Raw genomic sequence first — 23,840 nt, 5'->3', positions numbered from 1 at the left:
CCTTTTTAAAAAATTAGGTCTGACTGGAATTGTCACACTCAATGTCTCTTGTAGGCTGTCTCAGATGTGGGAGTCCACATTTTCGGATATGCTTCAGGTAATTCCACGAGTTGATATCAAGATCAACAATGAAAAAGTTAATTACAACCATTTTCACGATGTCTTACCTGTAGATGAAGAACTCTAATTACCCTTTTCTAGCTAATCAAAATAACTAGCTGTTCACGAAGAATTTAACCCAAACTACTACCACATCTTTGATGTGTAAGGGATCTCTGATCAAATATTGGGAACTGCTGGTTTTTAATTACTGCTTTTCAAGTCCCATTCATTTGCTTCCACAATGGCATGGGTGAAAAAGAATTTGCGGTAAGTCCAATGGATGCCCAAAAAAATTAAACTGACTAAGGTGAGTAGAATCAGTCCAAAAACTCTACTGTAGGCGTGGCAATGCCACAAAAACTTCTTTAATTGGGATTTACCTAGTTTCCAGAGATAGACTACATTGATCGGCTGGGACTTATATATAATATTCATGTTCAAGAATGTTGGTGTGTTCTGCTGTGCGATCGCTAACAACGGGAGCTTTGCGTCTTTGCTTGGCATCTATAGGACAATCACCAATTTGAAACTACGGTAATTCCATAGATCTTGTAGTGTATCCATAGAGTATGTGACATAGCTGGCTTATCAAAGCCAGAGAAAAAATTGCTGTTTGGATACCAATTAACTGGAAGTTTAGCTGTCACCTACGATATGTAAGTTTTACTGAAACTCAATTGGTTCAAAAAACTCCAGTTTTGTTGCGAAGAGCTTTTAGGCTTTCAGCTTGTTGTAATACTCCTTCTGTAATGCGATCACACGCTAACTCACACAACTTAAAAGTCACTGGGTCAGCAATCTCGTAATAGGCGCTAGTCCCTTTCGGCTGATGAGACAAAATCCCCCCTTGAGTTAATACTGTCAGATGCTTACATAGATTTGCTTGCCCCAAACCAGTGGCCTCTGCAATCTCCATCACATTCATCGAACCTGACTTCAGACAGGTCAGAATCTGTAGCCGACTCCCCTCTGATAGCACCTTAAAATAGTCAGCAACTGCCGCGAGAATAGCAGGATCAATCTTGGATAGCTTCGTTTTTAGCATGGGGAAACTCAATCTTTAGCACAATAATTGCTTAATAACTACTTGGCATTATAACTAGCTGTCAATTAACAACGGCGAACAAAACTTATTACTTCTTAAAACTAATGTCAGGTTTACGCTGGTTATGTAGAGTGCTATTAAGTATGAAAACAGCACAATCACTAATATCAACATTACCAGAATGAGAATTTATTGACAATAACTTGCCAGGATACAAACTTGCTCCAAAAACAGTAAATTATGCAGGAATAGAACAAAGATGGTTAGTAGTGCAAAGTCAAGAGACAAGAGAATCAGACCTGCGTAATCTCTTGAAAGGGGATTTACTTTTCTTAAAGACCCATTATTGTTTGCAGATACTATTCTCGGCTATTAGTAGATTTCTTAATTCATTAAGAAATTATAGTTTTTCAGAAAAATTTACATTTCAAGCTAAAAGATATCCCTTACGCTATGTTTTTGATTTTCTTCTGTCAACTCCTTATCTCTGGGTTCAGTTATCAGAGTTAGAGTGGATCGAGATTATGAACTCTATAAATCCCAGACTAGATCCCCTTAAATTGAGCCTGGACAGTGGATAGCCCAATCCTGATGTCAGAGGAGCGGATCAAACAAGTATAGATTTAATCAGTGTTTGAAAACAGAAATTATGTGTATTTTGTTAATTTTTTCAGCCCTATTTAAAAAATCTACAAAACTTGCAAATTTAGCTCATTAAATTCTGGACATACAACTAAATTCTCACCAGCAACAATCTCCACTTTGTGATAAATCTGTCGATTAATTCCCACACTAAAACAGTTTTATTTTCTGGATCAATAATCCAATATTAAGGAATACCCAATCTTGATATTGTCAACGCTTGGCTATAAAATCCCTATCTCTTTGTAATTCACCAGGGCTAACCAGTTCAACCACTAACAAAGGTGGTAACATGGATAATCTGATAGTATTACGTTTAGATAATTGTTGAATATGTTCTTCTCGAAGAATAGTTAAATCAGGATCATGGTTTCTCGGTTCTCCTCTCACTTCCGACTCTATACCATGTCCCCGTACTCTATCAATTCCTATTAATAATGCAAACATGAGTAAAATGCAATTGGTAATTCGTACGTTAATCCCTGATGACGGTGGCATTCCTATTAACTCTCCATTAAATAATTCATATAATTTATCTGAGCCATTGTCATAAGCTAAATATTCTTCAAAACTTTGAAAACGTGGCTTAACTTCTAACATGATAATTCCTCCATTATTCAGTTGTAACATTCATGAACAATAAATTCTGAATATGCAGGTAAAGCTCAAATTTGGGGATAGAGAAGATGCTATGAATCTGGATAATTAACAGGGCGAACGCATGTAAGTATAGTACATATATACTAAGGAATGAGAAAGGTAGGGAGGGCTGATGATATAGAGGTTGACCAATGAGGCTCTGATGGTAAAGTCATTGTAAAAGTAGAAGAAGAAAGTCCCAAAAAGTGTGAAGCTCAAGCCCACAATCACGATTACTGACCACGTTGCACAGATGGAAGATCCAAGAGTAGAGGGGAGGAAACGACACAAGTTAATTGACATTCTTACCATTGGAATTTGTGCAGTAATTTGTGGAGCAGATAGTTGGGTGGCAATTGAACTCTATGGCTGCACAAAATATGAGTGGTTAAAAACCTTTTTAGAACTAGGAAATGGGCTCCGGTCCCAGGACACATTTGGAAGGGTATTTGCACAATTAAATCCGCAAAAATTTCAAAATTGTTTCTTGAACTGGATGAAATCAGTACATAAGATAAGGGATGGTGAAGTTGTGGCAATTGACGGGAAAACTTTATGTAGTTCTCATGGTAAAAATAGTGACTAGAGTGCAATCCAAATGGTAAGTGCATGGGCAACTACAAATAAATTAGTGTTGGGACAGGTGAAGGTGCATGAGAAATCAAATGAAATTACAGCAATTCCCGAATTATTAAAGGTTTTAGAATTAGCTGGATGTATTGTCAGGATTGATGCCATCGGGTGTCACAAAGACATAGTAAAGTTAATTACGCAAGAAAATGCAGATTATGTAATTACTTTAAAAAAGAACCAAGGTAATCTGTATGAGTCAGTAGAACAGCTATTTAAGTCAGGGATAAGTACAGGTTTTCAAGAGCTTCAACATAGCACATATAAACCCGAAGAAACAGGGCATGGTCTTCATGAAATCCGCAACTTTGGGTTTCAGCTTGATCCTGATTCAGTTTGGTCAAATCTAAAAAGTGTTGGGATGGTAGAATCTATCGGACAAGTGGATGATAAAACAACAGTAGAGACTCGTTATTTTATTAGTAGTCTTGACTCAAATGGAGAACAATTGGCTAATTCTGTCCGCAGCCATTGGGCAATAGAAAATTCATTGCATTGGGTATTAGATGTAGCTTTAAAACAAGATGACTGCCGGATTAGGAAAGATAATGCTCCACAAAACTTTGCAGTAATGCGCCAGATAGCAGTCAATCTTTTGGGTAAAGAGAACCCCGTGAAGCGGGGGATAAAAAATAAACAGTTTTTGGCAGCAATGGATAATAACTCTTGAGAAAGAGTTTTAGCTTTAGCCTCAACTAACTTGTCAACAATTTACTTAATATTTTCTTCTGCTTATTTTTACAGATAAGTTTACTTATTTATGGATGAATAGTTAGCTCATTTATCCTTAGCTAAGAGTTATTCAATTAGAGATAAGCTAATTCATCGCTTAATAAAAAAGTGATTGATTTTGTTTATATATCCATCAAGCTTTGCACTTAATATAGATGATTTTAAAGTCCTCATTAGTTTTTATTAGGAAATAAGGTGCGTTTCCCCTGGGATGATTAATAATCAATTATTTTGACTCACATTCCCGTTTTGTAATAAAATTCCGATAATGAAACATTGCTTCTAACTGCACTTGTAACAACCAACCGCTGACAAATTCCACCCCATCACCACCTGGCATAGAATAAGAAATATGATCAGTTAATTTCGTCTTTCCATTTTGATCTGCAAACTCATGACAATGTACCCAAGACTCAAAAGGCCCAGATATTTGTTCATCAGTAAACAGACGATATTTTTTATAATCAGTATGACGTGCTAAGCAAGTCAAAGGTAATAGTCCAAGGAACAACCTAAACTCAGTTATTGGACCTTCATCCAGTCCCCCTTCCCGACGCAGAACTTGTACAGGTTTCCAAGCTGGGGTAAGTAGTTGTAAAACATCATGTCTTTCATGGAATTTCCAAACTACTTCAACAGGTGCATTAATAATGGAAGAATAAGTAAAGTGCAGCATGAAAAAGAACCTAAACTTTAACCTTCATATTCACTATCTATTTCAATATCTAGCCTATCTTCATCAATCGTGACATACAAAGTATTAGGAAGACAGCAAACTTGACAATCTTCTATAGCAATCCTAAATGAATCATGAGAAAATACTGTTACTGCATTTGTAACTTATAAAGCTAGAATTTAAAACTATGAATTACCGTTAATATATCACTTCAGCAAAAAAACATAAATTTATTTAGTATTTATGTTATGTTTAATGAATTAAGTATTTTCTCACCAATGATTCCGGATTGCTATATATAATTGTATAATTGTGGTGCATTCCTACACTAAAATCAATAAAAGTCAAATTTTCTTCACTACAATAAGCACAATAAAACTCAGATGTATTTTGCATTCTTTAACTCTGGGAACTTCTTTATTATTTCACTTGTGAATCAGATCGAAAATGACTCATTGCTTCAGCCAAATGCTTTATTAGCGTAGACTGAGGTAAGGGACCTTGCAAGTGGTTCCAAGGTAAAATTTGCTCAGTTGACCAATTACTATAAACGTAATAATCTAAGTCGGGAATTTTTCCCTTTAATTCCTTGAAAGCGCGTTTGTAACTGCCCAATGAGTCACCAAAATCACGAGTTAGTTCTAACAGATAGGAAAGCCTGCGATCACCTCTCGATAACAAAGCCTGTATAATAGACCAATTATAACTTTCAGGACGAAAATCTATACCTTGGGGTTTTAGCTGTTTCTGTAAAAACTGTAACCGCTTCTCAGATTGTTTATTCACCGCAAACCACTGAAACGGTGTGTGGGACTTTGGAACAAAAGTGCTGCATCCCAGAGTTAACCGCAAACCAGGAGCAGCTTTTTTAACAGCCTTCATCACTGCTACCGTTGCATCTAAATCTTCCGTTTCTTCTCCAGGAATGCCCACCATTCCGTATAATTTCAAACTCGATAAACCACCAGCTTTCGCGTTCACCGCAGCTTGGATAATTTCATCGTTATATAATTTTTTATTGATGATTTGGCGTAATTTGTCTGAACCACTTTCTATCGCAATGGTAAGCGATCGCGTATCCCGTTTCGCCAAAGTTGTAGCTAACTTTTCCGTTACCGTATTCGTTCTAACAGAAGCAACACTCAACCGCACATCATCATGTTTTGGTTGACTAATATAATCTAGTAACTCTGGAAATTCAGGATGTTGAGTTACCGAAGCACCCAATAAACCCAGACGGTTAGTAACCTTTAAACCTTGTTGAATAGCGGGAATTAAAGAATTTTCTAAATTCGCAGTTCTAAACGGTAAAGTTAAATAACTTGCTAAACAGAAGCGGCACATTTCAGGACAACTCCGCACCACTTCCACCATGAAAATATTTTCCCAGGCAGCTTTTTCTGTCACCGCAGTCGAAACAGAAAGAGTGTTTCCCCGGTAAGTTTGCTTTTGAATAACTGCGGGAACTTCTGAATAAATTGGATTAATTGCTAATATTTCACCATCCGAACTAGAATATTTAATATAATATAAACTCGGAATATAAATGCCTGGAACTTGTACTATTTTTTTTAATTGAGCTTCTTTATCAGCATTTCTAACTTCTTTATAAGCATCAATAAAATCACCCAGCAGATTTTCTCCATCGCCCAATAAAATCACATCAAAAAAATCAGCAAAAGGTTCAGGATTAGCAGTTAGAACAGGACCGCCACCAAAAACTAGAGGATGATTTGCAGTGCGAGAACTGGCACGAAGAGGAATTTGTAAATATTCCAAAAGATTGAAAATATTCACATAATCTAATTCCCAAGACATGGAAAAACCAAGTATTTCCGGTTGTCTAGGAAGTTGTTCATGAATATCAGTAAATAAGCGACTCACCTGCAAATCATCACGCATCGCCAAAGTCGCCCATACCACCTGATAGCCAAGACTGGTTATTCCCACCGTGTACTCATTGGGGAAAGCAAAAATCACAGGAATAGCATCAGTTTGGGGAGTAGCGGGTGTAAATAAAAGGCGTTCAGAATTAAATACAGATGATGTCACAGGTTTATCTAATGCGTTATTTATATTTCATCCTAAACCAGATAATCATAAAATTGTGGTAAGGATTGAGAATAGCTCTTTACCCGTACACAGCCAATTTACTCATTGGTGATCGCCATAGTATCCTGTGCTGGAGCGATCGTACTATAGGTGAAACAGCTACATCAAACTATTCTGCTGGCTAGAGATATGTATTATGCTCTTCCCTATTGCCTATTGCCTATTGCCTATTGCCTATTGCCTATTGCCTATTGCCTATTGCCTATTGCCCTTCAGGTTCTCCAGTCGCACCCTGGGCGAAGGCGAAGCGCCTACATGGGGGAAACCACGCCACTGGGTTTATGCCGGGAAACCCGTCCACCGCAGTAGCTCCCCAAGACCGCTCTGGTTAACCTCTTGCCTTGTCATAACGATGATTTTTAAAACCCACTTACTTACAGTGATTAAATATCCCTTCAGCGGTAGATGTTACTTTTTCTTCAAGCCTTTATACTGATTTGAGAAACCTTATAACTAGGAGAAAATTGTTTATGGGTTGGCTAAAAAGACTGTTTGGATTAGAAAAACTGGAAAATGCACAAGTAAATCCAACTCCCCAAATATCTCAGTCTACAACTACAGCTACGGAAAAGATTCCACCAGAACGTCTAGGACTGAACGGAGAATATGACCAAAGTGGTTTAGCTAAGCGCGTAACATTGGCTTTTGATGAAGATCCTCAACTTGATGATTTCAATACCCTCTGGGTTGCTCAGACAGGAAGTACTGTGGTGCTAAAAGGCAAAGTTCCCAGTCAGAATATTCTCAATAAGATGATATCTGTCGCTAATTCTGTAAATGGCGCTACATATGTGGACACGACTCAAGTCACTATTGGCTAGTGCAGTTTGTAATTCGTAATTCGTAATTTGTAATTCAAAAAATTGCTCCTGTTCCCTGTTTCCTGTCACTTATTTCTCTGAATCCAATCTAAAATTGCTTTGTTCACCTGTTCTGGGGATTCATCATGGGGACAGTGACCCACATCTTCGAGATACAGCAGTTCTAGTTTGTCGTTATAGCGAGCAAATTCACTGGCTAGAATTGGAGGAACAAATCGATCTTTTTGTCCCCAAATTAATAGCATCGGAATTGTTAAGTTTGGCAATATTTTCTTGACGCTGGGACTAAAATCTATACCGATTGAGGCTTTGAAGAGGGCAATAAAAGCGCGAGTAGAGCCTCTATCTTGAGGTGGCCCTGCTAAAATTTCTATGAGTTCATCTGTAATAGCTTCTTGACTAGTATAAGCAAGACTAGCCCACCGTCTTATTAAACCTGGACGCTTTAAAAATATAAAAAGAGCTTTGAGTAATAAAGGAGAAGCAATAATACTTTTAATTCCTCTAACTAGTGGGTGTAGAAATGTAGGCAGGGCTTCTTGTTCTAAAGTGGGATCTGGTAAACTCATCATTACTATCCCCTGCACCATATCAGGATGGACAGCAGCAGCCACTAAAGCGATTAGTGAGCCGATAGAATTACCTACTAATATGACCGGTTGGCGGATAAATGTTTGCCAAAATTCGTAAACCTGTTCTACCCACAGTTCAACCCTGTAATTAACTGGTGCTTTTTCGGAAGCGCCGAAACCTAGCATATCTAAAGCGTAAACTGTGTGATGTTCAGCCAAAACCTCTAAATTATGTCGCCAATGACCAATGGAAGCACCAAAACCATGTAGCAAGATTAAAGGTGTTGTGTTTGGCTGGTTTTGACTAGGAATGATAAAATCCTTATCTGATAAGTTTTTTTTCTTGTCCTCAATTTTCTGTGGCTGTGGGAATATTCGCTGAACTGAACTACATTGAGAGCGAATGTAGGTATAACGGATTTGCCAACCTCGCCAAACCCAGTCTCTTTGATTCCCAACCCGCTGCTGCCAATTTACTGCAGTGTTCATGCATCCCTCCACGTCGTAATTTGTAATTATTGATTTTCTCCCCTACACCCTTGTTTAGATTTATTTTTTTTTTTTTAAAGTCAAGATATGAATGAGTCATTGTAATAATAATTAACGTTAGCTAAGTTTGTGTAATTTAGATTAACTATTGTAGGGAAATCTGATCAAAGTGAGTAGAATCAAAAATTCAAATAGACTAACCAAATATTGTATGGATTAGTTACCCTAAAGATATCGACTCATTTTTAAGTTTTGAGTCATTTCCGTATTTTGCCTCTATGGGCATAGAAAATAAAACCAAGTAAACTAAGATCAAGCCAAATCCTTAACTAAAGAGCTCCTAAAAATCATAATGCCTGTGATTGAGAAAAAAAGAACTCGCGATCTGCCCCAAATTAACGAACGCATTCGCTTCCCGAAAATTCGGGTCATTGATACTGATGGTGCCCAACTGGGTATTATGCCACCACAGGAAGCACTACAACTAGCGGAAGAAAAAGAGCTAGACTTGGTGCTACTCAGTGACAAGGCTGACCCGCCTGTATGTCGAATCATGGACTATGGGAAATATAAGTTTGAGCAGGAGAAAAAGGCGCGGGAAGCCCGGAAGAAGCAGCACACGGCTGATGTGAAGGAAGTGAAGATGCGCTACAAGATAGAAGAACATGACTATAATGTGCGCGTCAAACAAGCAGAACGCTTCCTCAAAGATGGTGATAAAGTCAAAGCTACCGTGATGTTCCGGGGTCGAGAAATCCAACACAGTGACTTAGCTGAGGAGTTGCTTAAACGTATGGCTTCTGATTTAGAACCTTTTGGTGAGGTGCAGCAAGCGCCAAAGAAAGAAGGCCGAAATATGATGATGCTGATTTCACCTAAGAGGTAAGAAGCTAAAGGGTTAAGGGTTGAGGTTTTAGGGTTTAGGGAATAGGAGAAATTTGTGAAGAATAATCAGTTCCCAGTCCCCAATCCCCAGTCCCCAATCACCATTCCCTGACTGTGAATTTATTTCAAGATGATAGTCCTGACACCTGAGTGGGAAAGATAATACTCAGTTGTTCAGGACTTTTGCCATTCAGTAACTGTTATCCTAATTACTTAGCTGTTGTGCTGTGATTAACTGTTTCACACCTCAGAAATTAAAATTACATGGAATTGAAAAATCACTGGTTGACTCCCAATAGAGGCGCTTTGGCACAAATGCTTAAGTGGGTGAATCTCCGACCAGAGGAGTTAGAACGCACTTGGACGATGTTTGCCTTCTACACGATTGTATCTGTGGGATTGCGATGGGCAGAGGATAGCACTCTAGCTCTGTTTTTGGATCAATATGGTGCGGAAAAACTACCTTGGATTTATATTGCCAGTGCGGTGACAGGTGCTGGACTGGTAGTTTTATATTCTTGGTTACAAAAGGTTTTTCCCTTACGTGCAGTGATTGTGGCGATCACACCGGGCATGGTGGTGCCATTATTTCTGTTAGTGTTTTTGTATGGAGGGATAAATATTCCCTACCTAGCAGTAATTATCATCTTTCTGCTCAGGTTATGGGTAGATGCCTGCTATGTGGTCAATGACCTTAACACATCTATTGTTGCCAACCAACTATTCAACATTCGCGAGATTAAGCGCACCTACCCGTTAGTCAGTAGTGGCATATTAGTAGCTGATGTGATCAGTGGCTTTAGTTTACCTTGGTTACTCAAATTCACCAACCTAAATACAGTTATTCTCATCGCCTGTTTTGTCATTTTATTCGGCTCAGGAATTTTATTTTATTTAACTTATAAATATCCGACAGCTTTCCCCCATACGCCACAACGGGAGATTACGGAAGAACAAGCCTCTCGTCATCGCCGCTTAGAAACACCTCTAAAACGCTATGTTTGGCAGTTGTTTGCATTTTTTGCACTGTTACAAGTGATTGGCTTGTTAATAGATTTTCAGTATTTGCGCGAACTGAATTCTAGTTTAGGTCAACAAGAACTAGCCAGCTTTTTAGGGGTGTTTGGTGGCATTGTAGGACTGTGTGAATTAGTTACCCAATGGTTTATTTCTAGCCGATTGATTGAAAAGGTGGGAGTATTTTTCACAGCCGCACTTTTACCAATTACTGTGGGCTTTTTATTACCAGGTGGAATCTCAGTTTTGAACTTATTTCCAGCGATTGAAGAGCCTGGATTTTTTTGGGGTTTAATGAGTCTCAAGTTCTGTGATGAACTCTTGCGTTATACCTTTGTGATTAGTAGCGGTCCGGCACTTTATCAACCTATTCCTGACCGAATTCGTAGCCGGATGCAAGCTTTATCCAGTGGGACAGCCGAAGCGATCGCCTCTGGTTTGACGGGATTAGTCATTTTTGGTAGTGTATCGCTGATTGATCAATTTGTCCCTCAATCACTGCAAAAGTGGGTATTAATAGGTGAAATAGTCATCGTTGCGGCCACCTGTTTAAAAGTTGTTTGGGAATTGCGATCGCGCTATGTGGACGTATTAGTTTTAAGTGCAGAACGGGGTGGATTGAGTCCCGTAACTGTGGGTTTGCGAGCCTTCCAACAGGGAATAGTTAAAGCTTTGGTAGAAACAGGAACTACAGCCGATAAAAGCTCTTGCTTAGAACTTTTAGCCCAAATTGATCTCCCCAGCGCAGGACAAGTTTTAGCACCATTACTGCTTAAATTACCTACAGATTTACAATCCCAAAGCCTAGAATTAATGCTCAAATCAGGTATAAATCCCCTTTATGTACCTGAAGTCCGTCGATTATTAGACCAACCCCAAGCAACCATTGACCCAGAAGTGTTTGCTTTGGCTATGCGTTACCTTTGGCTGGCCGAAGAAAATCTCAATTTAAATCTTGTAGAAGAATACCTGCATCAACAAAACCATCCATTGATCCGCGCCACCGCAGCTTCATTACTACTGCGTCAGGGAACAGAACAACAAAAAACAACAGCCACCAAAACAATGCGTCGGATGCTCACCCATCAACAAGAACGAGAACGGATTAATGGAGTCAGGGGACTCAAAGAATTGGTTTATTTACAAGCTCTGCGGGTTCACATTCCCAATTTATTGCAGGATGATTCATTGCGGGTACGCTGTGCTGTATTAGAAATGATTACCGCTACCTGCTTGGAGGAATACTATCCCACACTCTTAGCAGCACTCTACTACAAATCCACTCGACAAACAGCCATGCAATGCTTGGTGAGTTTGGAAAATGAAGCCATCCCGATGTTGTTGAAACTAACCACAAATATTTACAAACCAGACGTTGTGAGAATATGCGCTTGGCGTATCATTGCTCAAATCGGCACACTAGAAGCAAGAGAAACTCTATGGCTACATTTGGAAACATCCAGGGGTAATACGAGGGACTATATTCTCCAAAGCTTACTGAAGATTCAGCAAAAACCAGGAAATATCAATGTCGTAGATCAATTCTATGAAAGTAGGGTAGAAATTTTAATTGAGCAAGAATTACGATTTCTCGGTGAAATTTATGCTGCGTACATAGACTTCCAAAATCTATACTCTCTAGAAAATTATCAAGGAAATGAGAGGCTTTTGACTATTGCTCAATTGCTGCAACGCTCACTACTAGAATTAGCATTGGATGTGAGAGATAGGTTATTGCTGTTGTTGAAGTTGCTTTATCCCGCAGAAAAAATGCAAGCCGCAGCCTTCAATCTCCAATCTAAGTCATTAATCAATTTAGCAAGAGGCTTAGAAATATTAGATCACACTGTAAATTTGCCTTGTAAGTCTTTGTTGTTGAATATTTTAGATCGACGACCAGAACATGAAAAGCTCAAATATCTGATCGAAGCGGGATTTTGGCAAAATGAAAATATGCCAGTCAAAAAGCGCCTCTCTAAGATGATATCTCAGGGACATTTGCTTTCTGATTGGTGTTTAGCTTGTTGCTTGCACTTTGCACAAGCTGCTTATGTTCGACTCACGACTGCGGAAATTTTAGCAAATTTGCGCCATCCTACAGGGTTTGTTAGGGAAGCAACAATTTCATACTTGAGTGTAGTTTCCCAGCGCGTTCTTCAGGAAATTCTCCCCCATTTAAAAACAGATCCCCATCCACTGGTGGCTGCTCAAGTCAACGAGTTGATAGCAAAATATAAAGAAGGACTTCAGGATTAATTAGCCCCTGGTGAAAAGGTTGTTTATTGATAGCGTAGCGTGGCATAAGCCATAAAATAAGAGTTACAGCAGGAGTTAGGAGTCAGAAGTAAAACTCTCTTGTTGTCTAGGTTTAAATTTAGATTCTATACCTCATTGATCTGCTATCTGCTGTAGTAGACACGTTCGGACAGAACGTCTGTGCAAGAGTCAGGAAAGGAATTTATTAGAGGGCAATTTACCCTTTTTAGGGCAGTATTCCGAGCAATTTACAGCTTCTTCTGTGAGGACTATATCAGGATTTACAGCACATTTAAGATAATGATTATTGGAGTAAAATTTACAATTTTTACAAGGAACCTGATGCAGACTATTAATACTAAAAGCTATTTTATTGTCTGCATGAGAGCGAACTCTTCGCAAGATAAACAAAAATATTGCCCAAATAAAGACAAAGCTGAGTGGAGTTAAAGCTATTGCCAAATCAGAGATATTTATTCCCTCCTGTTGTGCGACATATTCCTGTTTGATTTGACCATGTGTTAACTGATGAAAGCTTTTTTTCGCTGCTAGTTTCTGTTGTAATATCTGCTCAACATACATATTATTTACCTTCTATATTTATTTACCTTCTTCTATATAATATATATATGTTTTGCTCAGCAATGTGAAAATTAGATTCTTTACAAGAGTTCAATTATATGTGTTACAATATATGTGTAACAAAATCAGATTTCAGCTATCTCTGTCCATAGGTTTGCTTGCAAGTTTCTAAACCTATATCAAAAGTAATATATTTAAAAAGTACCAATTCATGAACCATGGCACAAAAAATTGTTAAATAAGTCTATAGATAGATGAAATTTTTGAGAAAATGAGTCTATAAAAAAATAGACAAAGGACAAAGAATATATTGATCAGAAAAATATATTGATCAATTTAAGGTATTTATTCTAGTAGAATTAGAAGAATGGGAAATATGAATTTGTTATTTTTCCACAGGATTCCTGTAACTGCTTTAGCATTACTTTGGCTGGCTTACAATCTTCTAGGATGGTATCTTGCGGCTCATCAGATTGCTTGCTTAGTGGGAGCTTTTGTGGCTGCGATTGCTATAGCTATAGTCAGAAAAAGTAACATTTGGTTAGAAAATCTATTAGCCTTTGGTTCTCAAACCTTAGTTGTCGTCTTAGTTTTAAGCGCATCCATAGCTTTAATCGCAATTTGGTCAATCTTATTCAGCCTATTTTTAATACCGTTGACAACCACACTATTAGCTGAATTAGAAATGCGTTTTTCTGGTTTTAGTCAAACCGATTCCTTTTGGATTTTAACAGTCATTGCTGGCTTAGGTTTGGCTGTAGGTGAGATGATAGACATCCTTATTCCAAGTATTAAATACTAAGTTTCTCGTCACCGTCTCACCCATAAATTTCCTATTTTTCTTTTTTCTCTAATCTAGCTTTGATATCTGCTGCAAAGTCTTCATATCTTCTCAGGGGAGTTACTTCTACCTACACATTTTCACCCATTTTTTTCATGATAGGTAAATCCAAGAGAATTTGGTCAACTGTGTCAGGTGTGGGAACATTCACAATTGCAATTGTGAATGTTCCCACACCTGACACAAATCTACAACGACTCCTGCTTGTTTAGCTTGCAGTGATGCATTTGCTTCTTCACTCCAAATTGTAAATAGTTCTTGTTGTCTCATGTAATCGGGGTATTCGACGTGAAAATATAAGTGATATAGCATGGTTAATATTCCTAAGAGTATTTGGTTAAGTACAAATAATAAACTACTACATAGTTTGTCAATATCACAGATCAATAACAGCTATGTTTGAGTATCTAGTTCATTAATAATACGTTGCAATTTTTTATCTCACATTCCGATCGTATCGCCAATATTATTTATAGTTTCCAGGCGCAGCACAAACTAGGAGGAAATAAGATTAATCAATTAAGTACTGCAGCCCGACCTCATTTCAGACGTAAGATAAAGTCTATTTTTATGCTTTATTTTTTTTGTTAAAAAGGATACAATTTTAAGATAAAATTTTGTAAGAAACTTCAATATATACTTACTTTGCGATTAGAACAAAATTAATTACTGCGACCAAAATCCTCATTAGAATTTGGGTCTTTTTACTCAAGTTAGATTCAGCAATCCCCAATCACTAATTCCCAATGACTACTAAAATGGGTTTTGTGACCGCCACCTAACAAAGCGGTGATTGGAGATAAATAACTGATAATTATGGGTAAGCAGCGCGTTCTGTCGGGAGTTCAACCAACTGGTAACTTACACTTGGGTAATTACTTAGGTGCGATTCGCAACTGGGTAGAAATTCAAGATCAGTATGAAAATTTCTTCTGTGTAGTCGATTTACACGCTATTACTGTACCACACAACCCCGCTACTTTAGCAGCTGATACTTACACCATCGCTGCTTTATATTTAGCCTGTGGCATTGATTTAAAATACTCTCACATCTTTGTCCAATCTCACGTTTCTGCACACAGTGAACTTTGTTGGTTGCTAAATTGCGTGACTCCCTTAAATTGGTTGCAAAACATGATTCAATTTAAGGAAAAGGCTGTTAAACAAGGTGAAAATGTCAGTGCTGGGTTGTTGACTTATCCGGTGTTGATGGCTGCGGATATTTTGCTGTATCAAGCGGATAAAGTGCCAGTGGGTGAAGACCAAAAGCAACATTTAGAATTAGCGCGGGATATTGTCAACAGGTTTAATCATCAATTTGCTAAGGATGCATCTGTACTTAAGTTACCAGATCCTTTGATTAGAAAGGAAGGTGCAAGGGTCATGAGTTTGACCGATGGAACACGGAAAATGTCGAAGTCTGACCCTTCGGAATTAAGTCGAATTAATGTTTTAGATTCACCTGATCAAATTACTAAAAAGATTAAAAAATGTAAAACTGATTTGGTGCGGGGTTTAACCTTTGATGATGCAGACCGTCCAGAATGTGATAACTTGTTAACTCTGTATATGCTGCTGTCTGGGAAGGGAAAGGAAGCGGTAGCGGCTGAATGTGCAGATATGGGTTGGGGACAGTTTAAACCTTTATTGACAGAAACAGCAATTAATGCTTTAAAACCGATTCAAGACAAATATCAGGAGGTAATGGCAGATAAAGGTTATTTAGAGTCAGTATTAAGAGATGGTCGGAAAAAAGCGGAAGCGATCACTAATCAAACTTTAGCAGATGTGAAAGCTGCTTTAGGCTATACCATCCCCCTCTAAGGTTTACTCTTGAAGGTGTAAATTGTTTTACCCTTTAAGAAAACCTCAAGATTAAATTGGAACCATGCAGGATACCCATAGCACCAGTGCTTTAAATAACTTCCGAAAAGCGGTAGAAGCGGGAGATTTTCTTGTTACTGCTGAAGTTGCACCTCCGAAGGGGGGAAATGTAACCCATACAATTGAAATGGCAGCGACTCTTAAGGGGAGAGTTCATGCTGTCAATATTACTGATGGTAGCCGTGCTGTGTTGGGGATGTCGTCTCTAGCAGCTTCGGTGATTTTATTGCAACATGGAATTGAGCCGATTTGTCAAGTTGCTTGTCGCGATCGCAATAGAATTGGAATACAAGCAGATTTGATGGGCGCTCATGCTTTGGGTATCCGCAATATTTTAGCTTTAACTGGCGATCCTGTAAAAGCAGGTGATCATCGTGAAGCAAAAGCCGTTTTTGATTTAGAAGCTGTGCGGTTATTGCAGTTAATTAGGAAGATGAATCAAGGTATTGATTTTAATAATAAAAACCTGAATGATGGTGCATTAGATTTATTTGCAGGTGCAGCCGTAGATCCGCAAAGTGCCAGTTGGTCAGGTTTAGAAACTCGATTTGAAAAGAAGATAGAAGCTGGAGCCCAATTTTTTCAAAGTCAATTAATTACTGATTTTGAAAGATTAGAGAAGTTCATGGATAAAATCGCCTCTGGTTACAATAAACCAATTTTGGCAGGAATTTTTCTGTTGAAGTCAGCAAAAAATGCCCAGTTTATTAATCGGATGGTTCCAGGTGTGAATATTCCTGAACACATTATTGATAGGTTAGCGAAAGCAAAACAGCCGTTAGAAGAAGGGATGAATATTGCAGCGGAACAAGTGCAAATTGCGCGGAGTTTGTGTCAAGGTGTGCATCTGATGGCAGTGAAAAAAGAAGATGCGATCGCACCCATCTTGGATTTAGCAGGGGTGGGGAAGGTTAGTTAAGAGGAAAAGCGATCATACTTAAGTTAGGTGTGGTGCGATCGCCTTTTCGCCTTACATTGCTAAACTAAGGCAAACCTCATAAAATCCGAGGATCTTATGAAATTTACTACAGATACTGCGTATACAGAAACGTCCCTTCTAGATCACACCGAACTCCCAGAGTCTGATGGTACTTTTGTGAAAAATTGGCAAGAACATCCCCAAAGCATTCTTCTAACGGATTCAATCACACCAGTATTACAAAAACTTCATCCTGATAGTTAATATTTGATAGGACAAGATTTAGGTATTTATTGGCGTATTACTGAACCAAGAGAACGTGGTGCATAAGCTCAAAATTGGTTTTATGTAGCTAATGTACCACCTGCCTTAAATAGCAAAATCCGACGTTCTTATGTACTTTGGCAAGAATATATTTGGCCAGTGATTGTTTTAGGATTTGTCTTTGGAGAGGGTATAGAAGAGCCAGATCAAACCCCTTGGCAGGGTAAATTCTGGATCTATAAACAGGTAATTCGTACTCCTTTTCATGGCATTTATGAAGTGAAGAAAGCAAGTGTAGAAGTTTGTGAATTAATTGGTGGATAATAATATCAGTTATTACCAGCAAATGAACAGGGACATTATCCGATTGGACCTATGGGACTAGAGTGAGGTTTATGGCAAGGAGAATATCAGAATATCGAATTACCCTGGCTGCGGTGGTGGAATTTGCAAGGTAATTTGTTGTTGATTGGTGAGGAAAGATCCGAACAGGAAAGCCAAAGAAGCGATCGTTTATCCGCACAGTTGCGTACTTTGGGAATTGAACCAGAAGCCTAATATTAAATACGATGGCTATGCCTGCTACAGGCATAGCACTGTAGTTTAACTATACTTAATAGTGAGAATTTTACTGGTGAGAAGTTAAGTCCATAGAATAGATATAACCTACCATGTATTTCAAATTGAACCAACAAGAACCTGACCATTGTGAATTAAAAATGTGATCGCACTGATTTTGGATTTAGCGGGGGTGAAGCCCATAGCATAGTAATTTCTTAGTAATGAACACTACATAGAGGCGTTAAATTTAGCGTATCTATTACTTCGGGAAATAGTAATATTGAAATATTTCAGTTAATAAAAATCTATTTACTTTGGACCACACCTATTTAATGAGATATTAAATTTTCCAGGAGATTTACCAGGACAATTAGGTACGAAAGGTAAATATACAACACATTTTTTATATATCAGTGGACGTGAACCAATGCCCATAGCAAATCTCAGCTACCCTGAAGCAAAATAAATGGATCTTATAGACCAGGTAGAAGCTTGGATGAGAGAAGTAAGTCCTGGACTTAGCATAGTAATTAACGCTATTTTAGAAATAGATTTAGTGAATATACAATATTTTTATGGAGATAGTAACCGTTATCGTGCAACCAATGTAGGATTTGGAATTACCTACACCTTACCAATTATTATATCTGTACTTTCATGTCGTCCTAGTTCACTAATTTTAGTGGAAAATCCAGAAGCATATCTTTATCCCAGAGGAAAAGCAAAAATGGGAGAATTATTAGCACTTGCAGCTAGTTGTGGGATTCAAGTAGTAATAGAAACCCATAGCGCTCATATTTTATATGGTATTCGTCTTGCTGTTCATCGGCGTAAAATTAATTACGAAGATGTACAATTACACTATTTTCAACGTCAGGAAATAGGAACTAACAAAGTTCTCACAGAAGTTGGATCTCCACATAATATTGATAAATATCGCAGAATTGATAGATGGACTGATGGATTCTTTGACAAAATGGGAAAAGATATCATGGAGTTGATGTACATGCAACTACTGATTAATGAAAATCAATTTATTGGTCAAGCTAAAGATAGTTATGATGCTGATGCTCTCATGGAAGTTTTATTAGCAAAAAACCAGGAATTAGAACCTATTCAGGGCGAAAAACAAATACTGGATTACTCATAGTAGCTTTTTTGATTGTTATATATCCAGTGGTTAAAGCAAAAAGTAATATCCTCTAGTCAAGAAGATAAAGAAAAAAGTCCAATATGGTTAATCAAATTGATGAATAAGGGACTATTTATAGACATCATTTTAGATGGAGAACTTGATTATCATGAATGCTCTTTTAATCATCAAGATGTTTCTGGCAGTTCTTTAGCAGGATCAGTCTATTTAAAAGGGATTGTAATTAGTTTACAAAATGCACCTAATTTTGCATCTGATTATATTCAGTTAAAATATAGTGAAGATAGCAAACTTCATGAAGAAGTCGAGATTCTTAATTTAACTGAGTTAACTCATGCTAAAAAATTACGTCCCCGTTATGTACCTAGTCCTAAGCATACGCCAGATGGACTAGGTATTTATCGTGGTTCAAGGGGAACTCCTATGGATTTAGGTGATGAAGTTGCTCAGTCAGTTTTAGATGAAGCAATAGCAAATGTAGACAGTATTATGCTTACTATCAGGAAAAATTCTATGAATTCCAATGAGATAATGCTGGTGGTTTTCATGGTTATCCTGTAGAACAGAACGAACTTCCTCATAAAATTATTGAATATTTTAAACAAAAATGAAGTTAGAAAGTCTGTAAATCTCCATAAAGCGATCACTCCCCCTTCCTCCTCTATACCATAAAATTGCTAAAGTGAACTATATAATAGCCTTCTACCCCAGATAACCTTCATGACTACCATTATCTGAGAACTACCTGAAGAAATATTTTCACCAAATTTGACAGACTAGTAGAAGTCAGTAGAGACGTTCCGCTGGAACATCTGTCAAGGAGTCAGAATAATCTCGAACCTTAGAAATTGTATAAAATCAACCTTGAATACCCCTTAAAGTATGATTTATATAGGCTTTCGGTTTATTCAGCCAATCCTAAATCAAACTAATTAAGCTTAAACATTACAATGTTCAAGCTAAAGTCTGCTAAAACTCAATTAACTTAAATCCCCAAATTTTCAGAACAGTAGTCGCTATTTCCGGATCTACACCATCATAAGCTTCCCATTCCGAGTTCTTATCTTTAGGATGTCCCTCACCGACATGACCTGCAACTTTTATCACCGGAACACCCACTAAGTAATCACGTTCCATCCCCTTGGGGAGAGCTAGTTGGATTCTGCGGCCTATGAACTTTGATCCACTGGTCTTAGCTACAGATTCACGGACTAAACAAATATCGCCAGCAGTCCCCCAAGTAGTTTGGTAGATGTGGAGAAAGGATATGTAGTTTTCTGGTTTGATGGCTCTTTTGAGAACTTGCATTATTTAATCCTAACTGATGGTTTTTGACTCAAGAATTTCATTCAGACACTACCTGCTATATTACAATTTTTGGCTTTTAATAAAATAAAACGAGGGAATTAAGCCCTTTGTTATCATTTAAAACGTTAAGTTTTTAACAATTTCTGGCAAGAAAGCTACGGAGATTCTTCAGTAGTCCAAAAACAGACTCTTAAAGGCGTAGTCAATGCGCTCCTACTAACTCCATCAAGATTTAATCCCAATGTTGACTTTACTTTTCTCAATATGTTTGGTGCACCATTTCCATCAGCATTAATGTTGAAGCTTTTACTCTACTTCTACTTTACTTGGTGAGCCACCTTGGTCTTGGGGCTTTCTCCCATGAGTGACTGACAAACCGGAAGGGTGCAAGCCTGGCCTGTGAAAGTTTTGATGATGAATGCAGACGAATCTCAGTGGCTGTCTTCTCGGAGACTGTCAATGGGAAATCTTACTCACCATAAGTTCATATTTGAAGGCTGTGCTATAGTTTTAGGATATAAGGATTATTTTCGGTTGAGTAAGTCGTTTTAATTTCTTTTAAATGAGTCTCTCCGAATCTAACTCTCTACACTCTTTGGTTTGGGAGACCATCCATACTATGTCGATTTACGTTGGGAATTTGTCCTATCAGGTTACAGAAGACGACCTGAAACAGGCTTTTGCTGAGTACGGTAAAGTTAGCCGTGTGCAGTTACCTACGGACAGGGAAACAGGCCGTCTACGTGGTTTTGCCTTCGTGGAAATGGAGACTGAAGACCAAGAAACAGCAGCCATTGAAGCACTTGATGGTGCTGAATGGATGGGACGAGATTTAAAAGTGAACAAAGCAAAACCTCGTGAACCTAGAACTTCTCCACGTGGAAACTGGGGCGGTAGTGCTGGTCGTAGTGATCGCCGTTATTAATCCTGAAAATTTTTAAATCTAGAGTCTCCAGCAGATGCAGCTAAAAGTTCGACTCTGCTGAGATATTTTTTTGCTCTAGTTTGTATGTATTAAACCACAATAAGGAGGAATAAGAATGACACAAGTAGTTTTGGGAGAAAATGAAGGTATTGAATCAGCTCTACGGAGATTTAAGCGTGAAGTTTCTAAAGCCGGAATTTTCCAAGATATGCGTAAGAATCGCCATTTTGAAACACCTTTAGAAAAAGAGAAGCGCAAAGCAATAGCTAGACATAAGCAACGTCGTCAACAACGTTCTCGCTTCAAGTAATAGCTTCAGAGTAATGCTCACCGCGACTGTAAATTCAGTCAGCATCTCCTCATTATTCGATTTAACGTTTGTTGTTTGTGGCAATGTATCTTAACAGCTGCAAGTAACTAGCAGAAATTAAGAAAAAACCTGTTTGTAGTAGTGTTGTATTTATTGTCGGCACTACTACAAGTTGTATTTAGGCTCAAAAATTAGCTAGATTTCCGCCACTGCACGTTCAATCAAGCGTCGACCTAAAGTTTGCGTTCCAGTGTGTTCATAGTAATTTGTAGATACATCCAAGAAAGCCGCTACATAGTCTAATTTATCATCACTAAATTCCAGAAAACCCTGAAAATGACTAACAACTTTCTGTGCTGTTAAAGCATTAGCAGAAACTATGCCATTCATCCAACCTTTAACTGAATCAAGGCTTTGACCAATAAAATCCAGTTTATCACCGGTACTGCTACCAGGGATGAAGTTGCTCATGGCTTTGAAAGTAGAGTTTTGGTCTAAATCCTGGGGATTCATCTGACTCATTATAGTTAAGGATTTTTGGATGAAATCTGGTCCCAAGGGGATGATACCATCAACACAAATTAATGCTGCCATGCGAATCATGGATTCTCCACTATATTCACGTAAAGAACCTACAAAATCGCTAATACTATCACCGGGAATACCGTTAATTTGGCAAAAAGCGACTAATTCAGCAACTACCTTTAAGGTTAAGTCAATAGTTTGAGCTTTATCAGCTTTGGGAGTAATAAAGTTTAAAAAACCCAAGAGGGGAATTGATTCACCGACTTTATTAGCCAAAGCGGCTGCACCCAAAGCTTTATCAGTACCATCAACCGTTTGATAAAGCCATAAAGCGGTTTGATATCCTTGGGATTTGTCGTTGAAAAGATAAATTGCTCTTTCACCAATAGCCTGAATTAAACTCTCGTCATCTTCACCAGTAACGGTTTTAATAGTATTGACAAAACCAACAGTATTTTGCCACTCACCAGGAGCAATAAAATCTAAAGCATTTAACATGGAAATAGTTAAACCACTGGTTGGTAATTTATCAACTAACTCAAATATTGATTTGCTCACAAAAATCTCCTAATTGATGGTTTGTTATCTGAAGTTGCAAGTAAAAGTCATTTCAATTTAGCCAAGTCGTCAAGATCAAATTTTTCTATCCAATCTGTTCGATCGCTGGCGTTAAATAATGGATCTTTAGAAATCACCTTTACTTGATACTTACCAACTAAAATAGAAGTTTGAGTTTTACCTAGTTCTACAGCCGGATAACCGTCAATTTTCTTAGTGCTGTTGGCATATTTTAATGCTACTGTTGGCGTGCTGCTTGTGTCAGAAATCGCCAATTGCGCGACAACCTTACCACCTTTTTTCAAATTCGCCTCAGCAAAACCTTTTTTCTCTTGGGTATAGACTCGCTCATAGCCATCTTCACTATCAGGAAAGAAACCGTTTAATTCGCTGCCCTGTGTGGCCTTTTTAGCAACAGCTTGACCACTTTTTTGTTTCGTGCTTTCCTGTTGTACCTCGTCAAAACGACTGGGTGCTTTTGCAGCACAAGCTGTAGTCAGTAGTAAAATAGACAACAACAGACCGGCTAAAAGCCTACGTCCACGGAATAAACTCACGTTTTTTCTCCTTCAAAGCTTGGGGTTTGAGGCAATTATCTGCTCTGGTTTACTGTTTATACCAAAAAATTCACTTTTTGATCATGATTGGTATTGAGGGCTACTGAATGTTCCAGGATCTTTATGATTCAAGGCGATAAGCTATCACCGCATAAAAGGGATCTCCTGTCGGTAAACCTAACCATTGCAAGAAATTCGGCGCTTTTGATTGATTAACAATTACTTCTGGAGTAGTGAATCCAGGTAATGAAGCAAAGTAACGCTTCACTAATTCGACTCTAGACGCTTCTGAGGCATCCCGCCAAATTTGAATCGCCTTTTGATAAAACATCTGATTAGAAAAACTGATAAGAGCTACACCACTAGGTTTAAGAATGCGGTGAATTTCTGAAAATACCGCTTCTGGATATTGGATGTACTGCACAGAAACACAGTTAACAACAGCATCAAAATCTTTATCTAGTAAGGATAGCTGAGGTTGTGAGTTGATATTCTGCACACAATAATGGTGAAACCGAGGATTACGTGCTCATTCTTCAGCATTTAGTCCATGTCCCTCAACATGGTCAAACTCTATTTCTTCTGGTAGATGAGACCCCCAACTACTCATCATATCAAAGATGCGCGTGTTTGGTTTAGGTCGCTGAAGGTATAAATATGTCAACTTCTGACCAAACCCTTCATCAATATACGTGACAAAGCGTGGTTAATTATAAAACAACTAATCATCAGTATCATCTAACTTAAGGCGTTAATTTGGTCGCAACAGCATAAATTTCTATTTTGGAAAATTCTTTCACTAAATGGTGCTAATTTCGTATACTAATTTACATTA

The 23,840-nt window shown here is 38.1% G+C and carries 21 protein-coding genes and 6 pseudogenes; 14 read left to right on the top strand and 13 right to left on the bottom strand.

Features of this window, described 5'->3' with window-relative positions; genetic code table 11:
- Nucleotides 1-303 precede the first annotated feature (303 nt).
- Entirely contained in the window at nucleotides 304-606 is a 303-nt protein-coding gene (locus tag AAZO_RS22345; protein ID WP_144031363.1) for a hypothetical protein, read from the bottom strand.
- A 178-nt stretch (nucleotides 607-784) separates the two neighbouring features.
- The gene (locus tag AAZO_RS22340) at nucleotides 785-1,147 is read right to left on the bottom strand and encodes an ArsR/SmtB family transcription factor (protein WP_013192904.1); all 363 of its coding nucleotides are present in this window, start codon (nucleotides 1,145-1,147) and stop codon (nucleotides 785-787) included.
- Between the two features lie 95 nt (nucleotides 1,148-1,242).
- On the opposite strand from AAZO_RS22340, the pseudogene AAZO_RS44230 reads away from it, so the two are divergent.
- Nucleotides 1,243-1,458, top strand: a pseudogene (locus AAZO_RS44230) (IS1634 family transposase); the annotation flags it as partial.
- Between the two features lie 378 nt (nucleotides 1,459-1,836).
- Here AAZO_RS44230 and AAZO_RS22330 read toward each other — a convergent pair.
- Nucleotides 1,837-2,389: pseudogene (locus AAZO_RS22330) on the bottom strand (Uma2 family endonuclease).
- A 247-nt stretch (nucleotides 2,390-2,636) separates the two neighbouring features.
- Between AAZO_RS22330 and AAZO_RS22325 the strand changes: the two are divergent.
- Nucleotides 2,637-3,728 (top strand): annotated as a pseudogene (locus AAZO_RS22325) (ISAs1 family transposase).
- 288 nt (nucleotides 3,729-4,016) lie between these two features.
- Here AAZO_RS22325 and AAZO_RS22320 read toward each other — a convergent pair.
- From AAZO_RS22320 to AAZO_RS22315, 3 genes and pseudogenes are all read right to left on the bottom strand, one after another.
- Complete coding sequence (locus tag AAZO_RS22320) at nucleotides 4,017-4,466, bottom strand: SRPBCC family protein (RefSeq protein ID WP_013192903.1); 450 nt, start codon at nucleotides 4,464-4,466, stop codon at nucleotides 4,017-4,019.
- 17 nt (nucleotides 4,467-4,483) lie between these two features.
- Nucleotides 4,484-4,582 (bottom strand): annotated as a pseudogene (locus AAZO_RS31950) (zinc ribbon domain-containing protein); the annotation flags it as partial.
- A 304-nt stretch (nucleotides 4,583-4,886) separates the two neighbouring features.
- Nucleotides 4,887-6,518 carry a B12-binding domain-containing radical SAM protein gene (locus AAZO_RS22315; protein ID WP_013192901.1) on the bottom strand — a complete coding sequence of 544 codons (1,632 nt, stop codon included), beginning with the start codon at nucleotides 6,516-6,518 and terminating at the stop codon, nucleotides 4,887-4,889.
- 209 nt (nucleotides 6,519-6,727) lie between these two features.
- Between AAZO_RS22315 and AAZO_RS35840 the strand changes: the two genes are divergently transcribed.
- Both AAZO_RS35840 and AAZO_RS22310 read left to right on the top strand, forming a co-directional pair.
- Nucleotides 6,728-6,910, top strand: a complete 183-nt coding sequence (locus tag AAZO_RS35840; RefSeq protein ID WP_187289556.1) for a hypothetical protein — start codon at nucleotides 6,728-6,730, stop codon at nucleotides 6,908-6,910.
- A 138-nt stretch (nucleotides 6,911-7,048) separates the two neighbouring features.
- A complete protein-coding gene (locus tag AAZO_RS22310; RefSeq protein WP_013192900.1) occupies nucleotides 7,049-7,399 on the top strand; it encodes a phospholipid-binding protein in 351 nt (116 codons plus the stop codon).
- 65 nt (nucleotides 7,400-7,464) lie between these two features.
- Here AAZO_RS22310 and AAZO_RS22305 read toward each other — a convergent pair whose 3' ends face one another.
- Nucleotides 7,465-8,460, bottom strand: coding sequence for an alpha/beta fold hydrolase (locus tag AAZO_RS22305; RefSeq protein ID WP_013192899.1), 996 nt, complete (start codon nucleotides 8,458-8,460; stop codon nucleotides 7,465-7,467).
- 352 nt (nucleotides 8,461-8,812) lie between these two features.
- Between AAZO_RS22305 and infC the strand changes: the two genes are divergently transcribed.
- Together infC and AAZO_RS22295 are read left to right on the top strand one after the other, a co-directional pair.
- Nucleotides 8,813-9,346, top strand: a complete 534-nt coding sequence (gene infC / locus AAZO_RS22300) for a translation initiation factor IF-3 (RefSeq protein WP_013192898.1) — start codon at nucleotides 8,813-8,815, stop codon at nucleotides 9,344-9,346.
- A gap of 263 nt (nucleotides 9,347-9,609) precedes the next feature.
- Entirely contained in the window at nucleotides 9,610-12,618 is a 3,009-nt protein-coding gene (locus tag AAZO_RS22295; RefSeq protein ID WP_013192897.1) for a hypothetical protein, read from the top strand.
- Nucleotides 12,619-12,807: 189 nt separating this feature from the next.
- On the opposite strand, the gene AAZO_RS22290 is transcribed toward AAZO_RS22295, so the two are convergent.
- On the bottom strand, nucleotides 12,808-13,200 hold the full coding sequence (locus tag AAZO_RS22290) for a hypothetical protein (RefSeq protein WP_013192896.1): 393 nt from the start codon (nucleotides 13,198-13,200) through the stop codon (nucleotides 12,808-12,810).
- A 376-nt stretch (nucleotides 13,201-13,576) separates the two neighbouring features.
- On the opposite strand from AAZO_RS22290, the gene AAZO_RS22285 reads away from it, so the two are divergent.
- Nucleotides 13,577-14,002, top strand: a complete 426-nt coding sequence (locus tag AAZO_RS22285) for a hypothetical protein (RefSeq protein ID WP_041643633.1) — start codon at nucleotides 13,577-13,579, stop codon at nucleotides 14,000-14,002.
- Between the two features lie 186 nt (nucleotides 14,003-14,188).
- On the opposite strand, the gene AAZO_RS22280 is transcribed toward AAZO_RS22285, so the two are convergent.
- A complete protein-coding gene (locus AAZO_RS22280) occupies nucleotides 14,189-14,353 on the bottom strand; it encodes a muconolactone Delta-isomerase family protein (protein WP_228371367.1) in 165 nt (54 codons plus the stop codon).
- A 504-nt stretch (nucleotides 14,354-14,857) separates the two neighbouring features.
- On the opposite strand from AAZO_RS22280, the gene trpS reads away from it, so the two are divergent.
- The 5 genes and pseudogenes from trpS to AAZO_RS22255 all read left to right on the top strand — a co-directional run bounded on the left by trpS (nucleotide 14,858) and on the right by AAZO_RS22255 (nucleotide 19,383).
- Nucleotides 14,858-15,865, top strand: coding sequence for a tryptophan--tRNA ligase (gene trpS, locus AAZO_RS22275; RefSeq protein WP_013192894.1), 1,008 nt, complete (start codon nucleotides 14,858-14,860; stop codon nucleotides 15,863-15,865).
- A 64-nt stretch (nucleotides 15,866-15,929) separates the two neighbouring features.
- The gene (locus AAZO_RS22270) at nucleotides 15,930-16,844 is read left to right on the top strand and encodes a methylenetetrahydrofolate reductase (RefSeq protein ID WP_013192893.1); all 915 of its coding nucleotides are present in this window, start codon (nucleotides 15,930-15,932) and stop codon (nucleotides 16,842-16,844) included.
- 96 nt (nucleotides 16,845-16,940) lie between these two features.
- Nucleotides 16,941-17,666 (top strand): annotated as a pseudogene (locus tag AAZO_RS22265) (Uma2 family endonuclease).
- A gap of 469 nt (nucleotides 17,667-18,135) precedes the next feature.
- The gene (locus AAZO_RS22260; protein ID WP_013192892.1) at nucleotides 18,136-18,819 is read left to right on the top strand and encodes an AAA family ATPase; all 684 of its coding nucleotides are present in this window, start codon (nucleotides 18,136-18,138) and stop codon (nucleotides 18,817-18,819) included.
- Between the two features lie 12 nt (nucleotides 18,820-18,831).
- A complete protein-coding gene (locus tag AAZO_RS22255) occupies nucleotides 18,832-19,383 on the top strand; it encodes a hypothetical protein (RefSeq protein ID WP_013192891.1) in 552 nt (183 codons plus the stop codon).
- Between the two features lie 408 nt (nucleotides 19,384-19,791).
- On the opposite strand, the gene AAZO_RS22250 is transcribed toward AAZO_RS22255, so the two are convergent.
- On the bottom strand, nucleotides 19,792-20,130 hold the full coding sequence (locus AAZO_RS22250; RefSeq protein WP_013192890.1) for a hypothetical protein: 339 nt from the start codon (nucleotides 20,128-20,130) through the stop codon (nucleotides 19,792-19,794).
- A gap of 619 nt (nucleotides 20,131-20,749) precedes the next feature.
- Here AAZO_RS22250 and AAZO_RS22245 point away from each other — a divergent pair.
- Nucleotides 20,750-21,055 (top strand): RNA recognition motif domain-containing protein, encoded by a 306-nt coding sequence (locus tag AAZO_RS22245; RefSeq protein ID WP_013192889.1) that lies wholly within the window; start codon nucleotides 20,750-20,752, stop codon nucleotides 21,053-21,055.
- Between the two features lie 115 nt (nucleotides 21,056-21,170).
- Nucleotides 21,171-21,365, top strand: coding sequence for a 30S ribosomal protein S21 (gene rpsU, locus AAZO_RS22240; protein ID WP_013192888.1), 195 nt, complete (start codon nucleotides 21,171-21,173; stop codon nucleotides 21,363-21,365).
- A gap of 195 nt (nucleotides 21,366-21,560) precedes the next feature.
- Here rpsU and AAZO_RS22235 read toward each other — a convergent pair whose 3' ends face one another.
- The 3 genes and pseudogenes from AAZO_RS22235 to AAZO_RS22225 all read right to left on the bottom strand — a co-directional run bounded on the left by AAZO_RS22235 (nucleotide 21,561) and on the right by AAZO_RS22225 (nucleotide 23,726).
- Nucleotides 21,561-22,448 carry a hypothetical protein gene (locus tag AAZO_RS22235; protein ID WP_013192887.1) on the bottom strand — a complete coding sequence of 296 codons (888 nt, stop codon included), beginning with the start codon at nucleotides 22,446-22,448 and terminating at the stop codon, nucleotides 21,561-21,563.
- A gap of 47 nt (nucleotides 22,449-22,495) precedes the next feature.
- Entirely contained in the window at nucleotides 22,496-23,005 is a 510-nt protein-coding gene (locus AAZO_RS22230) for a hypothetical protein (protein ID WP_013192886.1), read from the bottom strand.
- Between the two features lie 121 nt (nucleotides 23,006-23,126).
- Nucleotides 23,127-23,726 (bottom strand): annotated as a pseudogene (locus AAZO_RS22225) (class I SAM-dependent methyltransferase).
- Between the last annotated feature and the right edge of the window lie 114 nt (nucleotides 23,727-23,840).

Source organism: 'Nostoc azollae' 0708 (assembly GCF_000196515.1).
GTDB lineage: Bacteria > Cyanobacteriota > Cyanobacteriia > Cyanobacteriales > Nostocaceae > Trichormus_B > Trichormus_B azollae.
This window is presented reverse-complemented; position numbering and strand designations above follow the sequence as displayed.

What these genes read in the sequence shown, in the direction of transcription:
- AAZO_RS22345 (WP_144031363.1), bottom strand. Translation starts at nt 606, where the DNA reads ATGCCAAGCAAAGACGCAAAGCTCCCGTTGTTAGCGATCGCACAGCAG.
- AAZO_RS22340 (WP_013192904.1), bottom strand. Translation starts at nt 1,147, where the DNA reads ATGCTAAAAACGAAGCTATCCAAGATTGATCCTGCTATTCTCGCGGCA.
- AAZO_RS22320 (WP_013192903.1), bottom strand. Translation starts at nt 4,466, where the DNA reads ATGCTGCACTTTACTTATTCTTCCATTATTAATGCACCTGTTGAAGTA.
- AAZO_RS22310 (WP_013192900.1), top strand. Translation starts at nt 7,049, where the DNA reads ATGGGTTGGCTAAAAAGACTGTTTGGATTAGAAAAACTGGAAAATGCA.
- AAZO_RS22305 (WP_013192899.1), bottom strand. Translation starts at nt 8,460, where the DNA reads ATGAACACTGCAGTAAATTGGCAGCAGCGGGTTGGGAATCAAAGAGAC.
- infC (WP_013192898.1), top strand. Translation starts at nt 8,813, where the DNA reads ATGCCTGTGATTGAGAAAAAAAGAACTCGCGATCTGCCCCAAATTAAC.
- AAZO_RS22295 (WP_013192897.1), top strand. Translation starts at nt 9,610, where the DNA reads ATGGAATTGAAAAATCACTGGTTGACTCCCAATAGAGGCGCTTTGGCA.
- AAZO_RS22290 (WP_013192896.1), bottom strand. Translation starts at nt 13,200, where the DNA reads ATGTATGTTGAGCAGATATTACAACAGAAACTAGCAGCGAAAAAAAGC.
- AAZO_RS22285 (WP_041643633.1), top strand. Translation starts at nt 13,577, where the DNA reads ATGAATTTGTTATTTTTCCACAGGATTCCTGTAACTGCTTTAGCATTA.
- AAZO_RS22280 (WP_228371367.1), bottom strand. Translation starts at nt 14,353, where the DNA reads ATGCTATATCACTTATATTTTCACGTCGAATACCCCGATTACATGAGA.
- trpS (WP_013192894.1), top strand. Translation starts at nt 14,858, where the DNA reads ATGGGTAAGCAGCGCGTTCTGTCGGGAGTTCAACCAACTGGTAACTTA.
- AAZO_RS22270 (WP_013192893.1), top strand. Translation starts at nt 15,930, where the DNA reads ATGCAGGATACCCATAGCACCAGTGCTTTAAATAACTTCCGAAAAGCG.
- AAZO_RS22260 (WP_013192892.1), top strand. Translation starts at nt 18,136, where the DNA reads ATGGATCTTATAGACCAGGTAGAAGCTTGGATGAGAGAAGTAAGTCCT.
- AAZO_RS22250 (WP_013192890.1), bottom strand. Translation starts at nt 20,130, where the DNA reads ATGCAAGTTCTCAAAAGAGCCATCAAACCAGAAAACTACATATCCTTT.
- AAZO_RS22245 (WP_013192889.1), top strand. Translation starts at nt 20,750, where the DNA reads ATGTCGATTTACGTTGGGAATTTGTCCTATCAGGTTACAGAAGACGAC.
- rpsU (WP_013192888.1), top strand. Translation starts at nt 21,171, where the DNA reads ATGACACAAGTAGTTTTGGGAGAAAATGAAGGTATTGAATCAGCTCTA.